This is a genomic window from Bacillus sp. FDAARGOS_1420, assembly GCF_019344915.1.
Classification (GTDB): Bacteria; Bacillota; Bacilli; order Bacillales; family Bacillaceae_G; genus Bacillus_A; species Bacillus_A mycoides.
Genome location: NZ_JAHWJB010000002.1, coordinates 2,488,150 through 2,503,334 on the forward strand (window position 1 = coordinate 2,488,150; position 15,185 = coordinate 2,503,334).

The 15,185-nt window shown below is 33.6% G+C and carries 18 protein-coding genes; 5 read left to right on the top strand and 13 right to left on the bottom strand.

Features of this window, described 5'->3' with window-relative positions; translation table 11 throughout:
• The first annotated feature begins 18 nt into the window (after positions 1-18).
• Positions 19-498, top strand: coding sequence for a hypothetical protein (locus I6L50_RS22995; protein ID WP_002128384.1), 480 nt, complete (start codon positions 19-21; stop codon positions 496-498).
• 47 nt (positions 499-545) lie between these two features.
• Here I6L50_RS22995 and aiiA read toward each other — a convergent pair whose 3' ends face one another.
• Both aiiA and I6L50_RS23005 read right to left on the bottom strand, forming a co-directional pair.
• Positions 546-1,298: a quorum-quenching N-acyl homoserine lactonase AiiA gene (aiiA, locus tag I6L50_RS23000; RefSeq protein WP_131245382.1), complete on the bottom strand. Its 753-nt coding sequence runs from the start codon at positions 1,296-1,298 to the stop codon at positions 546-548.
• Positions 1,299-1,429: 131 nt separating this feature from the next.
• Positions 1,430-1,642, bottom strand: a complete 213-nt coding sequence (locus I6L50_RS23005; RefSeq protein WP_219303224.1) for a hypothetical protein — start codon at positions 1,640-1,642, stop codon at positions 1,430-1,432.
• A gap of 166 nt (positions 1,643-1,808) precedes the next feature.
• On the opposite strand from I6L50_RS23005, the gene I6L50_RS23010 reads away from it, so the two are divergent.
• A complete protein-coding gene (locus I6L50_RS23010; protein WP_113735950.1) occupies positions 1,809-2,828 on the top strand; it encodes a zinc-binding alcohol dehydrogenase family protein in 1,020 nt (339 codons plus the stop codon).
• A gap of 48 nt (positions 2,829-2,876) precedes the next feature.
• Here the strand turns inward: I6L50_RS23010 and I6L50_RS23015 are convergent, their stop codons facing one another.
• The 3 genes from I6L50_RS23015 to I6L50_RS23025 form a co-directional block, all read right to left on the bottom strand.
• Positions 2,877-4,268 carry an amino acid permease gene (locus I6L50_RS23015; RefSeq protein WP_219303225.1) on the bottom strand — a complete coding sequence of 464 codons (1,392 nt, stop codon included), beginning with the start codon at positions 4,266-4,268 and terminating at the stop codon, positions 2,877-2,879.
• A gap of 536 nt (positions 4,269-4,804) precedes the next feature.
• Complete coding sequence (locus I6L50_RS23020; RefSeq protein ID WP_002137571.1) at positions 4,805-5,353, bottom strand: hypothetical protein; 549 nt, start codon at positions 5,351-5,353, stop codon at positions 4,805-4,807.
• A 137-nt stretch (positions 5,354-5,490) separates the two neighbouring features.
• Positions 5,491-6,690 (bottom strand): multidrug effflux MFS transporter, encoded by a 1,200-nt coding sequence (locus I6L50_RS23025; protein WP_016091917.1) that lies wholly within the window; start codon positions 6,688-6,690, stop codon positions 5,491-5,493.
• A gap of 365 nt (positions 6,691-7,055) precedes the next feature.
• Here I6L50_RS23025 and I6L50_RS23030 point away from each other — a divergent pair, with 365 nt between their 5' ends.
• Positions 7,056-7,622 carry a DUF5823 family protein gene (locus tag I6L50_RS23030; protein ID WP_219303226.1) on the top strand — a complete coding sequence of 189 codons (567 nt, stop codon included), beginning with the start codon at positions 7,056-7,058 and terminating at the stop codon, positions 7,620-7,622.
• Between the two features lie 66 nt (positions 7,623-7,688).
• Here I6L50_RS23030 and I6L50_RS23035 read toward each other — a convergent pair whose 3' ends face one another.
• Positions 7,689-7,913: a hemolysin XhlA family protein gene (locus I6L50_RS23035; protein ID WP_078205238.1), complete on the bottom strand. Its 225-nt coding sequence runs from the start codon at positions 7,911-7,913 to the stop codon at positions 7,689-7,691.
• Positions 7,914-8,329: 416 nt separating this feature from the next.
• Complete coding sequence (locus tag I6L50_RS23040) at positions 8,330-8,608, bottom strand: hypothetical protein (protein WP_219303227.1); 279 nt, start codon at positions 8,606-8,608, stop codon at positions 8,330-8,332.
• Positions 8,609-8,893: 285 nt separating this feature from the next.
• Here I6L50_RS23040 and I6L50_RS23045 point away from each other — a divergent pair, with 285 nt between their 5' ends.
• Positions 8,894-9,637 carry an SDR family NAD(P)-dependent oxidoreductase gene (locus I6L50_RS23045; protein WP_002087632.1) on the top strand — a complete coding sequence of 248 codons (744 nt, stop codon included), beginning with the start codon at positions 8,894-8,896 and terminating at the stop codon, positions 9,635-9,637.
• 113 nt (positions 9,638-9,750) lie between these two features.
• Here the strand turns inward: I6L50_RS23045 and bshB2 are convergent, their stop codons facing one another.
• Together bshB2 and I6L50_RS23055 are read right to left on the bottom strand one after the other, a co-directional pair.
• Entirely contained in the window at positions 9,751-10,413 is a 663-nt protein-coding gene (bshB2, locus tag I6L50_RS23050) for a bacillithiol biosynthesis deacetylase BshB2 (RefSeq protein WP_219303228.1), read from the bottom strand.
• A 15-nt stretch (positions 10,414-10,428) separates the two neighbouring features.
• The gene (locus tag I6L50_RS23055; RefSeq protein ID WP_000407045.1) at positions 10,429-10,779 is read right to left on the bottom strand and encodes a YojF family protein; all 351 of its coding nucleotides are present in this window, start codon (positions 10,777-10,779) and stop codon (positions 10,429-10,431) included.
• A 251-nt stretch (positions 10,780-11,030) separates the two neighbouring features.
• Between I6L50_RS23055 and I6L50_RS23060 the strand changes: the two genes are divergently transcribed.
• Positions 11,031-12,356 carry an ArsB/NhaD family transporter gene (locus tag I6L50_RS23060; RefSeq protein ID WP_219303229.1) on the top strand — a complete coding sequence of 442 codons (1,326 nt, stop codon included), beginning with the start codon at positions 11,031-11,033 and terminating at the stop codon, positions 12,354-12,356.
• Positions 12,357-12,427: 71 nt separating this feature from the next.
• Here the strand turns inward: I6L50_RS23060 and I6L50_RS23065 are convergent, their stop codons facing one another.
• From I6L50_RS23065 to I6L50_RS23080, 4 genes are all read right to left on the bottom strand, one after another.
• Positions 12,428-12,655: a coiled-coil domain-containing protein gene (locus tag I6L50_RS23065; protein ID WP_002033458.1), complete on the bottom strand. Its 228-nt coding sequence runs from the start codon at positions 12,653-12,655 to the stop codon at positions 12,428-12,430.
• A gap of 234 nt (positions 12,656-12,889) precedes the next feature.
• Complete coding sequence (locus I6L50_RS23070) at positions 12,890-13,249, bottom strand: nuclear transport factor 2 family protein (RefSeq protein ID WP_002033457.1); 360 nt, start codon at positions 13,247-13,249, stop codon at positions 12,890-12,892.
• 79 nt (positions 13,250-13,328) lie between these two features.
• Positions 13,329-13,880, bottom strand: coding sequence for a GNAT family N-acetyltransferase (locus I6L50_RS23075; RefSeq protein WP_219303230.1), 552 nt, complete (start codon positions 13,878-13,880; stop codon positions 13,329-13,331).
• 377 nt (positions 13,881-14,257) lie between these two features.
• Entirely contained in the window at positions 14,258-15,166 is a 909-nt protein-coding gene (locus tag I6L50_RS23080) for an iron-hydroxamate ABC transporter substrate-binding protein (protein WP_219303231.1), read from the bottom strand.
• Positions 15,167-15,185: the final 19 nt, after the last annotated feature.

A 15,185-nucleotide genomic window follows, 5' to 3' on the forward strand; every position in this document is an offset into this window, starting at 1 on the left:
TTATTGATAGGTAGCGCATTGATTGTTTTTGGAACCGTATGGTTTTTAAACTCTGGAAAATCTATTCAAGATCTCTATACAGCAAGTAAACCAAAGAAGAAAGCTACTATTATTTCAACTCAAAGAGACCCAAATGCACCTCCTGTTTTTTTAGGAAAACAGGAAATAAAAGATATACATGTAGAGTCGCTTAAGACAAAAAAATCTATCTTCCTTACAAAAACAGATGAATTAAAAACATTCATTAACAGTATGGATACAGCAAAAAAAGGCGATTTAACGCTAGATGAAGAAGGTTCTGATCTAGTAGATTGTAACATGTGGATTACTTTCCAAGATGGAACTTATAAACAATATTTAATTTGGATAGTAGATAACAACAGTAGTGAAGTTATGATTGCCCATCAAAACACTCCTGATGACGTAGACCTTACTTATTATCAATTAAATGAAGGTAATTCGAAAAAAGTATATAACTTATTTAAAAAGGTTATTTAATAGAAAAAGTCATGAGCTACTTCAACTAGGCCCATGACTTTTTCTATTTATATATATTCAGGGAACACTTTACAGCTCTTTTCCTGCTCTATATCATGTCCAAAAAAAACAATTGGGTTCTCTTTCCTAACAACTTCTTTTAAACGTTTAATTGAAGATAAAGCTAATTCCGAATCAAATCCAGCGAACGGCACTTCATCTTCAAAATTTTCTTTCCTATACGATGCATCGATCGTTAATAACACTGGGCCAGAGTTCTCTGTCTCAATGAATAGTGACTGATGCCCTGGAGTATGTCCTGGTGTATACAATAATTGAACTCCTGGTACGACTTCATAATCCCCTTCAATGATCTTGTATTTCAAATTCGGCAATATACATTCTTTCATATATTCTTCACTATGTTGTGCCGCCTCATATTCAGCACGCTGCACAATAATCGGTGTATTTGTAAAAGCACCATTTCCTCCTGCATGATCAAAATGTAAGTGAGAACTAATAATATACAGAAGGTCTTCCGGCTCATAACCAACGCGTTTTAAAATATTCACGATTCTATCTTCTTCAGTCATTTTCGGTAAAATCTGTCCTTCAACAAATGTACCGTTAAAAAGGCCTTCATTATTAATCGCACTTTCTGGCATACCTGTATCTACTAAAATAGGTCCTTCTTCAGTCTCCAAAAGATAACACCAAACCGGTAAGTCTAATAATTTTCCTGGTGTTAATGTACTGTTAACAGACGAATGATCCAACATACAACGACCTGCTGGGACGAAATAAAGCTTCTTTACTGTCATTATGTATCCACCTTTACAAATAATTTAGGATAAAACAATACTATATTTCGCTTATGAGAAATAAACTCCTTCTCTTCTTCCATTGTTTCAACTATTATTTTTAGGTTGTTCACAAATTCTTCATTACAGCATTACTTATCATTTTTAAATTTCCGAATAGCAAAAAACAATAACCTAGCTGTGATATAACATATAGCAATACCTACAAAACTAATACTAAATCCATTTTGTTGAATAGCCATCACTTTTAAGATATCTAAATTTAATACGTGACCAATTAACGAATACATTATAATAATTGCCATGACGATTACATAATCACTTTTTCTTAGTTTTGCGGTCATTAGTCATTCACCTCGCATTATTTTCTATACTAATTGTATATTATTTGTCAGAATTTTAAAACCAATCAAATGACAGTATAAAAATGAGTATACTTTTTTACATAACAACCTTTCTGCATCTATAATAAAAGAGAAAAATACTCTTACTTTAATGGAGGGAATAAAAATGAAAGCAATTGGTTTACATGAATACTTACCTATTGAAGAAGAAAACAGTTTAATTGATATTGAAGTTGAAAGACCTGTTGCCACAGGAAGAGATATACTTGTAAAGATTAACGCTATTTCCGTTAATCCAGTTGATACAAAAGTTCGATCTCCAAAAGATAAAAAAGAAGATATAGCAAAAATACTTGGCTGGGATGCTAGTGGTGTTGTCGTGCAAACTGGCGATGGTTGTACGTTATTTAAAGAAGGCGATGAAGTGTTTTACGCTGGAAGCATTACAAGGCAAGGTACATACAGTGAATACCATTTAGTTGATGAAAGAATTGTTGGTAAAAAACCAAAAACGTTAAGTGATGCTGAATCTGCAGCACTTCCTTTAACAGCCATTACCGCATGGGAAGGTTTGTTTGAACGTTTAGGGATTGATTATAATAAGAAAGATGAAAATTCATTTAAAAACATTTTAATTATCGGCGGAGCTGGTGGTGTTGGCTCGATTGCTATTCAGTTAGCTAAATGGGCTGGACTAAACGTAATCGCAACCGCATCCCGCAACGAAACTATACACTGGGTGGAAAAATTCGGTGCCGATTATATAGTTAATCATCACCAACCTTTAAAAGATCAAATATTAGAATTTGGGCTAAAAGATGTAGATTATATCTTCTGCTTAAACAATACTGATCAGCATTGGCACGCGATGGGTGACATCATTAAACCACAAGGTAAAATTTGCTCTATCGTAGAAAATGAACACCCTCTTGAGATGGGAATTTTAAAAAGTAAAAGTGCTACATTCGTTTGGGAGTTTATGTTTACAAAAGCGATGTATGAAACTGGTGATATGAGTACGCAGCACGAACTATTAAATAAAGTAAGCGAGCTATTAGATGAAGGTATTTTAAAGACTACATTAAATGAAACATTCACACCAATTAACGCTGAAAACATAAAGAAAGCACATGCACAACTTGAAAGTGGGCGTACAATTGGAAAGATCGTTGTAGAGAAATTTTAATAATAAAAAGTCCGATTTCTAAACGGGAAATCGGACTTTTTACTATCTTTATTTACTTGAAATCTCTTGATCATTTTTAACGTCTAACGGAGCTCGTTTCCCTATTCCGAAAGCATAGAAACTAATTGTTACGATAGCTAAGAAAACAATACCTACAATTAGTGAAATACGTGTATCATCGTTAAACCACATTCCGATTAATACCATAATTAAAAAGGCTATCGTCAAATAGTTTGTAACAGGAGCAAATGGCATTTTGAATGGATGATCTTTCATCTCTGCTCCCTTTTCTTTTCTAAAACGAATTTGACTAATTAAAATGACAAACCATGGCACCATACCAGGAAGTACACTCGCACTATATACATATACGAATAAGTTTTTTGGTGCAATATAACTTAAAACAACACCAACCGCTAAACCGATAATTACACCAACTGTACCGAATAAAGGTACACCGTTATTAGAGATCTTCGTAAAGTATTTCGGTGCTTGTCCATTTACACCTAGTGTATAAAGCATACGTCCAGCACTATAAATACCACTGTTACAACCAGACATTGCGGCTGTAATAACAACGAAGTTAATAAGTCCCGCAGCTGCCGTAATACCAACTTTCGCAAAAGTCGCTACGAACGGACTACCAATTGAACTTAATTGATCCCAAGGATAAACAGTTACAATAACGAAAATAGCACCAATATAGAAAATTAAAATACGCCAAATTGTACTTTGAATTGCTCTAGTAAGTGTCTTCTTCGGATCTTTCGCTTCACCAGCAGTAATCCCGATTAATTCCACACCTTGATACGCTCCAACTACAAGTGATAATGCAAAGAAGAATCCTGAAAAACCACCTGTAAAGAAACCACCGTTTGCCCAAAGATTAGATATGCCAATCGCTTCTCCGCCGTTACCAATTCCAAAGAAAATAAGTCCAAATCCCGCAATAATCATTAATAGAATCGTAACGATTTTAATCATCGCAAACCAAAATTCAAATTCACCAAATGACTTAACAGAAATTAAGTTAGCCGCACCAAGAATAACCATCGCGATAATACCAGGTATCCAAGCTGGTAAATCCGGGAACCAATATTTCATATACGCTCCAACTGCGATAATCTCTGACATCCCAACAATAACCCACTGAAACCAGTTACTCCACGCTGTCATATAACCAGCTAACGGATGAATATATTTGTGACCAAATGTCGCAAATGAACCTGTGCTTGGCTCCATATACAACATTTCTCCCATGGCACGCATAATGAAGAAGATGAAAACACCTGCGATTGCATATGCAAGCATTACTGACGGACCCGTCCATTTAATCGTGCTGGCTGACCCCATAAACAAACCAACACCAATTGTTCCGCCTAAAGCAATCATTTGAATATGACGTGCTTCTAAACCTCGTTTCAATTCTTTGTTTGCCACTTCATTTCCCCCTCTTAGATGATTCATAGCCGCATTTAAAGTAAGATGGTGTACCCTAATTCCTGTTTGGCCCTGAAAATGATGAAACAAACGTCATTTTAGACTAACTTTAAAGCTATCCTAAAATCTCATTTTGCCTCTTATAAAATTCCCAAAACCCCTCATCTTCCTATTTTCTATAAAACTTAAAATTGCTCACTTTATATTAATTCATTTATCTGAAAAGTTCAATTATTTTTTCAGTAAATTATTATATATTAGTTTGATTAATTTTTAACTAAATTAACAATAAAATACATCTATTCAATATGATTCTAGTGTGAATATTATTACAATATAAATAACCGAGGAGAAAATATCCGCCTCGGTTTCATACCTCATGTACTTCAATCTTTATAGTTCATAATGTAATTCCCCGCATGTTTGATTAACAAATCATGCAGGGAATTTAATATATCAGTAAAACTATAATATTACTAACTTCTCCCTCTCTTGTTTACCCAATGCTTACATATAAATTTTCTCTTTCCCATCTCCTATTTTAAGAAAAATATAACTATACTTAATACAATCAACACTACACCTGAAAGCGGAAAACTCTTTTCTTCAGCTTTTATCTTTTTCTCAATAATACCTTTAATTTCTGTCCTCATATTCTCTGGACATTTCCTAAATAAAATATTAGTTGTATGTAACGGTCTATGTAATATTCGGATTTTCACAGGAGATCCTGATAAATATATATTATTTTTATTCAAAGTAAATTCTATGTCCGCTTCAGTAAGCCCTTCTTTCACTAATATATTCACTCGTCTAGAAGGCAGATTAAATACTGTATAATCGTTAAAAGTTAGCCCTCTAATATCGAAATGTGAGTATACAAGAACAAAAGTTATAAACAACAAACATAGTATAAACATTGTTTTTGTTAATGAAAGTTGCTCTAATACGTAGGTAGATGATGTCATATAAGCACAAAAGAATGCCATTAAATTACAAAGATAATGATTTAAAATGAAATTTTTTCTCACAACTATAATAAGTCCGGAAATGATTAGTAGAGCGCATACTAGGTTCATTAACATAGTTTCACCCTCCCCAATAACTATAACTATACAACTTTGTTATATTTTAATATTAATTACATATTCATTCCTATAGTTATGTTCATAAAATATAAAAGAGTCTCATTAAAAAATGAGACTCTTTTACGATTTCATATTTAAATCGATTTTGAAGTTTTCTTACCAAAAATAAACACCTTAGTAAACACCATCATTATAACTACAATAACAAGAAAATAAAGTGGCATCACTATTAACGAGCCCGTATGCAGCTGACTCATTCCCAAAATTGTCATCGTTACAATTACATAGTACCCTAAGCTAAATAATGCTCCAGCTGTACCAATGACATCTTGAAAATCTACTAATGCTAAACTTAAACAGTTAGGTAATGCTACCCCAATTCCTAATAGCAATATAAACATCGCTACTAAAAATCCAATCATATATATTATGTTTGGATTTGATCCAAATGAAGTAATAACAGTTAAGAGGATAGCTCCCCCTGCCATTACAAGACAACCGATATATATAATTTTCTCTGGTTTATAAGTAGCAAGTAACCGCTTTGAAACTTTCGCTCCAATAATAGAAGCGGAAGCAACAACAATTCCTAGAAATCCGTACATACTAGGCGATAACTGAAAGTATTCAATAAAGATAAACGGCGCTTCTGCATAGTAGCTAAATAAAACACCATTTGCTCCTCCAATTAATAATCCATACGTTACTACTTTCGGATTTGTAATCAACCTTTTCGCTACGGAAAACACATTTATTTTATCCGTTACTGATTCCGTTTTTGTTTCCGGAAGAGAAACAAACGTATATAACAAAATCCCAACACTCATAACAACTAAACTTAAAAATACTATTTTAAATCCAAACATTTGATCAAGAAAGCCCCCAATTAGTGGACCTATCGCTGGTGTAAAAGCAATGACTGCTGAAATTTGAGCAAACATAACGTGGCGCTTATGCCCTTCTACACTTTCACGAAGAATCGTTTGTGTCACAACTGAACCAGCACTTGCTCCAAATGCTTGAATAAAACGACTAAACAATAAAAATTCAATAGAATTTGCAATATAGCATAAGAAACTTCCAGCGCCATATACTACAATTCCAAATAACATTGCTGGGCGACGACCAATTATATCTGATAACCATCCAATAAAAAATACACCTAAAGCAAATCCAGCAAAATAAACACTAAGTGTTAACTGTACCTCATTATTACTTACGTGCAACGCCTTTGAAATGTCAGGTAAAGACGGTGTGTAAATCGTTTCACTAATTTGCGGAAATGCCACAAGAATTATCATTAACAAAAGCGATGGTACTGAGACTTTTTTCATTTTTAATACCCTCCTATAACTTTGAAAATCTCAGAAATGAATAGACTTTCCTTAGCTACGGAACAGGAGGGGCCATTATAGAAATTCGATCATAAAACAACAAACAAAACACCTCAATTACGTATGTTAATACTTATAGGAGGGTAATATTAACATTGATTTTAAAATATACTTTTTCAATTATATTACATATTGCGTTTCTTTTTCTAGTATTGAGCTTTGGAGGATTTGTTAGAAGGATAACTTGATACCGTCACTATTTTATGGAATAATTAGTAATAGTTTGAATTGATAGATCGAATTATTGCATGATAGACTAGCATATTTGTAATGTCGTAAAGCTTACAAACAGGAGGACTTTTGTAATGATTGAAATTTTAAGGACAGTAATAAATTTCCTAATTGCTCTCTTCTCAGGAGAATTACCACTTGTATATTATGTATGGATTATTACCCTATTTCTAATTCAAATAATCCAATCTACTCTAAACTATAAACTCTTTAACAAGAAAGATAATTTCAGCACTTATATATCAGAAGGATTACTTGCTTTTATTATTTTATTGTTTGGAGGTATGTTAGTATCTAAGTTACTTGCTTACATAATAGACGACTCTACTATTAGTATGACAAATTTAACACATTATTTTATTTCTCTTATTATATTAACTATATTTGTCGTCATAAGCTGTCTTAAAGATTTTATAGAAACATCTATCAAAAATAAAAATGTGTCTCTTTTTAGCTTTTTAGTAGTTTCCTTAATAACAAGTATACTTTCATTCAAGTTTTTATCACCTTTAATCGAAGGTTCTTTTTCTCTTTCTAAATCTTTTATAACCACTTTAATCATTCTTGTAACTATATCAATTCCTCTATTAATTTCCTTAGAGGAAAAATATGCAGATAAAAAAGAAGCGGAAAATTTATAGCTTCTCATTTACATAAAAGAAAGGGGAAGCTCCCCTCTTTCTTTTATATCGTCCTATTTCACAAGATTAAATCATCCCTTTTAATATCAACCCCAAAACTGACATTACTATTGCACTTATAATAATTCGCAAAATCCAAGTTATGTTTGTACTTATTTTTTCCAATTGCTTATTGATTGTTGCTATGTCTTTCTCATTAATAGTGGTACGCGTTTCTAAATTACGAATGTCTCTCATAATTTCTTTTTGCTCCGCCTTGAGACTGTCAATTTTAGCGTAAACGCCTTCCATATTTTTACACCATCTGTTCATCTCAATAGAAAAAACTATATATATATATATTATGAGACAACCCTCTTACCTGTGAATACATTCCGTATATCCGCACACCAAATTATTTGTACAATCTAATTGAATTACTTACACGTTTCCATTCTCCTATATATAAGTCTTCGTTTAGATAATATGTGGTATAAAAAGAAATCTCATTATTCTACTTTAATAATGTATTCTAAGTACTCTTTATATGCCGTTTCATAAAGACCTGTAGCATATTTAAAGCCTTTTTTATTTTTTTAACAACAAACAAGATGCAATCCAACATGCGGTAGCACCTACGATAATTACTATTATTTAAATCACCATTCTCATATTTAAAACTCAATATAGTCAGTATTCTCTTCTTAAAAATCATCTTTTTTAGCTACTTAATGTATACTAATATTAATATGAACTAGCTGTATTGATAAACTCTCTAGTACAAGAAATATACTAGCTGAAGCAGATCTATATCCGATATTTTTCCCATGAACATTAATGCTGATTTCCACTAAATGTGTTTGAATAGCATTGTTTTCAAAAATTTCATCCTCAACTTTTACAATATCAGCTTTACTATCCACTTCTTTAAAGGTTTTCAATAATTTTGTTTCTAATAGAATAAAATCAAAATTTTCATCTTTTATTACAGCAAATTTAATCTTCATATCGATTTCCCCATTTTTAACAAACTAAAATCATTTAATCAATATAAATATATATCAATCTATTAAATAATTCAAAATATACGCTTCTTATACACTATTACTAAATATCATTTCTAAAAGGATTAAGTGCAAAAAAGAAAGAAAGTAAATAAAGAAAAAAATTAGTACTCTCACAATTAAGTAAACTCTAATTTTTTCTTCTATCTACTTATTATTTAAGGTTAATAGTGATATAACCAGACTAAAAAATTTGACTTAAATTCATTGATGAATGGAGAGGTTTATATGAAATTAAAAGACAAAGTAGCAATCATAACTGGTGGTGCAAGTGGAATTGGTGAATCCACTGTTCGCCTTTTTATTGAAGAAGGTGCAAAAGTAGTTATTGCTGACTTTTCTGAACGTGGAAAAGGCCTATCAGATGAATTGAATGCACATGGATATAATACATTATTTATTAAAACTGATGTAACAAAAGAAGCAGATATTAAACAGCTAATCCATGAGACAGTAAGTAAATACGGTAAATTAGATATTATGTATGCCAATGCCGGCGTTGCTGATGATGCACCGGCAAACGAACTGTCCTATGAAAAATGGAAAAGAACCATTGATATTAACTTGTCTGGGGTATTCCTCTCTGATAAATATTCGATTGAACAATTTCTTAAACAAGGTACAGGCGGTGTCATCGTTAACGCTGGTTCGATTCATAGTTTTGTTTCATTACCTACCCCAACAGCATACTCCTCTGCAAAAGGTGGTGTGAAACTATTAACTCAAAATTTATGTACTGCCTACGCTAAATATGGAATACGTATTAATGCGGTGTGCCCTGGCTATATTGACACCCCTTTACTTGGTAGTGTTAATCCTCAACAGAAAGAATATTTAGCTTCACTTCATCCACAAGGCAGACTTGGAACACCAAAAGAAATAGCCAAAGCTGTCTTATTTTTAGCAAGTGATGATGCTAGCTTTGTTAATGGTACAACACTTCTTGTTGATGGAGGCTATACTGCACGCTAATTTTAAAATTTGAAGTACGGCTCTAAGAAATATATAGTCTTTAATAGAAAAAGCGCCATCACAAGTGACGGCGCTTTTTCTATGTAAGAGCTACTAGAAGATACCCTTCTAGCCTACTCCCATTTATAAGTCCAAAACTGTTCAAGTTGCAGCCATTTTAATGTTGCTGCATCTTTATTTTTTATTTTTGCATGCGTGTCTTCCAGCATCGCTTCTGTTTGTGAACGATGCGCACCTAGTGCAGTTAACTTATGTTCAAATACTTCACTAATATTATTTACAACATCCGGCTCACCGAGTACTGCTTCACGATTTTTCGTAATTGCAACTGCATGAATGACTGGACGCCCTTCTTTTGGCATACGTGATACAGCGCGAACGACAGCACGGCCAAATGCATTATGGTCTGGATGTACGCCATGCTCAGGATAAAATGTAATAATTCGAGATGGATTTACTTCTTGAATGATTGCTTCAATTTTGTCTGCAACGAAATCAACATCTTCAAACTCTAACGTTTTATCATGGAAACCAAGCATTCTTAAATCTTGAATGCCCATCGCTTCACAAGCCTCTTTCAATTCTTTCTCGCGAATATTTGGAATCGTTTCACGGTTAGCGAATACGTTTTTCCCCATATTACGTCCCATTTGTCCAAGAGTACCACATGCATACGTTACAGGTACTCCTTGATCTGTTAATAAGCGAATTGTTCCTCCCGCAGCATATGCTTCATCATCTGGATGCGGAAATACAACAAGTACATGTCTCTCCATAAGTTTCCCTCCTTCTTACTTAAATGGTGTTAAGCTTAATTCAAGCGCAACTGCTAGGCGGCCTAGATTATCATGTCCAGCTAATAATAAACGCTCTTGATCATCTACTTCCCAATGCGTAATACCTTCAGCATATACCCAGCCATGATCCATTTTCAGACCAACTCGGTATGGGTTTGTTCCAGTTATTTTCCCGCGCTCAAAACGGATAATTGCATTTCGAATGAATGCTCCAACTGTCATCATCTTTTCATTTATGTGTGATGCATACGCTCCGTTTGTCGTTTCTAAATGAATATATACATCTTTATTTACAAAACGTTCGATTTCATTTTGAATAAGAGAACTATCTTTTACTATTTCCATCGGAATTCACCTCTTTAAACCATTTTACGCAAAAATAATGTAAATTGCTATCTCTATATTAGAGGACAACGCTCACTTTTCCTAATAATTTGCACTGTGTTTTTTTATTTTTTTATATCATATGTAGAATTGATGTTTTTTCCTTCACTTTGTTAAATAGTTTTCTTTCTTTTTTGAATTTGCTACAATATAAATTACGCAGAGGGATGCATTTTTACAATTGAATACATACTTTAAAGAAGGTGACATGTTTGGAACATTCAGCACATGAAGTAGCAAATTGGCAATATTATTTTGCAATTGCCGTATTTTTAGTCACGTACGGTTTTATTATTTCTGAGAAATTGAATCGTGCTGTAATCGCACTATTCGGTGCTGCTATTATGATTATTTTTGGAATTGTAGATTTACATACTGCTTTCACATCACATATTCAATGGGAAACAATCACCCTTTTAATTGGGATGATGATTCTCGTACATATTACGAGTCAATCAGGCGTATTTGAATTTGTAGCCATTAAAGCAGCAAAAACAGCTGGCGGAAAACCAATCCGCATTTTATTATTACTATCCATATTAACCGCTGTCGGTTCTGCATTTTTGGACAACGTAACAACCGTATTATTAATCGTACCTGTTACACTATCCATTACACGTATTTTAAAAGTAAATCCTGTTCCTTATTTGATTTCAGAAGTACTATTTTCAAATATAGGTGGAACAGCAACATTAATTGGTGACCCACCGAACATTATGATTGGATCAGCTAATAAGCATTTAGACTTTAATGCCTTTTTACTAAACTTAGCTCCAATCGTAATCATTATTTCTATCGTTACACTTGGCATTATTTACTTCATGTATCGCAACAAACTAAAAACAACGCCTGAGCAAATCGAAAAGCTAATGGCATTAAATGAAAAAGATTATATTAAAGATCAGAGCCTCCTTTTAAAATCCATTACGATTTTAGGACTAACTATTTTAGGCTTTGTACTTCATTCTATTATTCATGTAGACGCTGCCGTTATTGCGATGACAGGTGCTACACTTCTTATGTTAATCGGTGTGAAAGAACATGATATTGAAGATGTATTTGCCCACGTTGAATGGGTAACAATTTTCTTCTTCGCTGGACTATTCGTTCTCGTTGGCGGATTAATTGATATCGGACTTATTTCTTCACTCGCAAAAGAAGTACTCGACGTAACAAATGGCGATATCGGTTTCGCTGCTATACTTATCTTATGGGTATCTGGCATCGCATCTGCGACAATTGATAACATCCCATTTGTCGCAACGATGATTCCACTTATTCAAGATTTAGCTACAGGACTCGGACTATCTGTCGATTCTCCGCAAATTGAAGTACTATGGTGGGCGTTATCACTTGGAGCTTGCCTAGGAGGCAACGGAACATTAATTGGAGCATCAGCAAACGTAGTCGTTGCTGGTATTGCAAAACGTGAAGGACATGGGTTCTCTTATATGGACTTCTTAAAAATCGGTTTCCCCTTAACGATCATTGCTCTATTGTTATCACATGCTTATATATATTTACGTTATTTAATGTAAAAGCTGTATTATATGAAATTATATCTTCAAACAAAAAAGGTATGCAGCACTACGCCGCATACCTTTTTCCATCACCAAAATATACCTATAATTGCTAATCCACCTAAAATCATACCACCAATTTGTCCGATGATTGTTGGTGATAATTGAACACCTTTCCTCACTTCAACAACCGGCCTTTCGTGCCTTAGTTGCTGCACTTCACTTTGAAGTTGGTGCACACTTCCATGTAATTCTTTGATTAGTTCTTTTAATTCAGCGACCTCTTCATTTACTGGCTTACTTTTTTCTAAGTTCATCTCGCATAACTCCTTATAAATTCAATCAGTTCACTGTAAAATTTCGCCAATTATCGTTATATCTCCTGCATACTACATATATAATATGGAATGTACCTTTATTAACAAGACCCTTTTAAGAACAAATTTAGATATTTTAAAAAGACAACTTTCATTAGTTCTTTATATATATAAAGGACTAATATATTCAACAATTCTATTCTTTATAGTTTCTTTTTCATACAAAAAGCTTCACTAAAATTTAGCAGGTGTACCTTGATGAAAATACATTTGCCATCTTCCTTCTCTAAATTTCCATATCGAACTACGTAACGAGTGTTGATTATTTATTTCATTGAATATTCGATAAGTAGTTAATGCTACATCTTTGGATAATGGATGTACTTCGAAATCACTCAAAGTCATTTTTACCACACCAATTCCACTTTTATCGATATCCTCATTTTTATATAAAACTTTACCAGAACTCCCAAACTCAAAAAAATCAGCGGCAAGTATCTTTTTAAGCTCCTTTTGAGATGTGCGAACCCCTGGTTTAAGTAATCGTTCCTCTAGCTGATATAAACACTCTCTTAATGAAGATAAACCTTCCATTAGTACACTCCTCCGCTCATTATTACCCAAATATTACAACTTTTCACTCTACACTACACAATTATTCTGTATGTTTTTGCTAGTTCTGCAGCTCTATCCATTCATCCCGCAATATCCCCATAATCATACGATCAAAACACTTTCCGTCTCGCTGAACTGCTTCTCTCATACACCCTTCCATCTGAAAACCCATCTTTTTATACAACGCAATGGCTGCTTTATTATAAGAAATAACATCGAGACCGACGCGGTGTAAATTCATTTCATAGAACGCATACTTTAGAATAATATGTATCGCTTCTTTCCCATATCCCTTCCCTCTATCATTTGCCTCTCCTATACCAATTGCTAATAGACCTGTTCTGTTATTCCACTCTATGCCGTGAATTGCAACAAAACCAATTAAGCGATCATCTTGAACTGTTCTTAACATGAAAGAAACACTATTCGATCTCCGTCCCTTTAATAGCCCATCACTCGCTATTTCATGTAACGATTGCGGGAATGCTAAGTCTGTATCTACATTTCTTAAATATTCACTATCCTCTTGCCACATAGCCATTACTTCAGCATCTGTCGCTCTAATAGCTGATAATTTAATAGTTTTATTTTGAAAAAGATTCATCGTCATTTCAAACTCCCCCTTTATTAAATAGCGGGGATAATTATTTTAGCCTATTTATCCCGCATTAACGGGCAGTAAGACTCCCACCTCAAAATTCAGCTGGAGCGAAGAAGTTAGGTGGGAGTCGGGCTGCCCGTAAACGCCCGATTGGTGAAGGCTAATAATCACTGGGGGATGAACAAAACCCCCACTGATTAAAGTTTCACTTTATCCCCTTGTTCCATAAACTGTTTTTTAACGGGATACTTACAATAAGCGCTGACATTGGCACATCTCCCTTGCATTGAATTAACTTCATTGTATAATTTTTCATTTATTCTAACAATAACAACAATAAAAAGGCCCTCCAAATTTAGAGGGCCTTTCCTAATAGTAAAACTGTATTATTTCGTAAACATTTTCTCCGCTTCATCCATTGCCATTTTGTTGCCTAAAGCAGAATAGTCAAGCCATGGTTGGTCATTGATAATGTATACGTGCTTGCCTTTAACAGCTTTTAAGTCTTTCCAAATTGGTGTTTCTTGAAGTTGTTTAAATGCTGCTTTCGCTTTATCGTCTCTGTTTACAACAACGAAAATAGCATCCGCATCAAAGTCAGGTAATACTTCTTGTGAAATGACTTCGAAAGGACGGTCTCCATCAATTTTCTCTACACCATTTGCAGGTTGTAATCCTAAGTCTTGGAATAAAATTGGTCCCATCGGTCTTTTCGTACTAAATACACGTAATTCTTTTGCAGTAACGCGAATTGCCATTACTTTCTCATTATTACCTAGCTCTTTATCTATTAAACTTTTTACTCGTTTTGATTGCTCTTCATAATCTTGAATATATTTATCTGCTTCTTTCTCACGGTTTACAAGCTTACCAACTTCTTTTAAATGATCTCTCCACGTACCTTCATCTAAATTAAAAGAATGTGTTTTTGCAATTTTTTCGTATTTCGCTAAATCTTTGCCAGCATATTTTTCATCCACATAAATTTCAGATGGCTTTAATTGTAGTAATGCTTCCATATTCGGATCTGTTACAACGCCAAGTTTCTTCGTATCTTTCAACTGTTCTTTCACGTGAGGTAAGAAATCTTTTAAATCTCCACCAATTACAGAACCTACCGGTGTAATTCCTAATGCAAGTAAGTTATTCGTTAAATGAATAGACATAGAAGCAATTTTTGGATCATTACTTTTTTCAGTTTTTTTAGTTGCCTCTTCACTAGATTTCGTTTGACCACATGCTGATAATACTAAAATAAACATAATGCTAAATAAAATAGTAAGTTTCTTTTTCATATGTTCTCCTCTTTGAAGT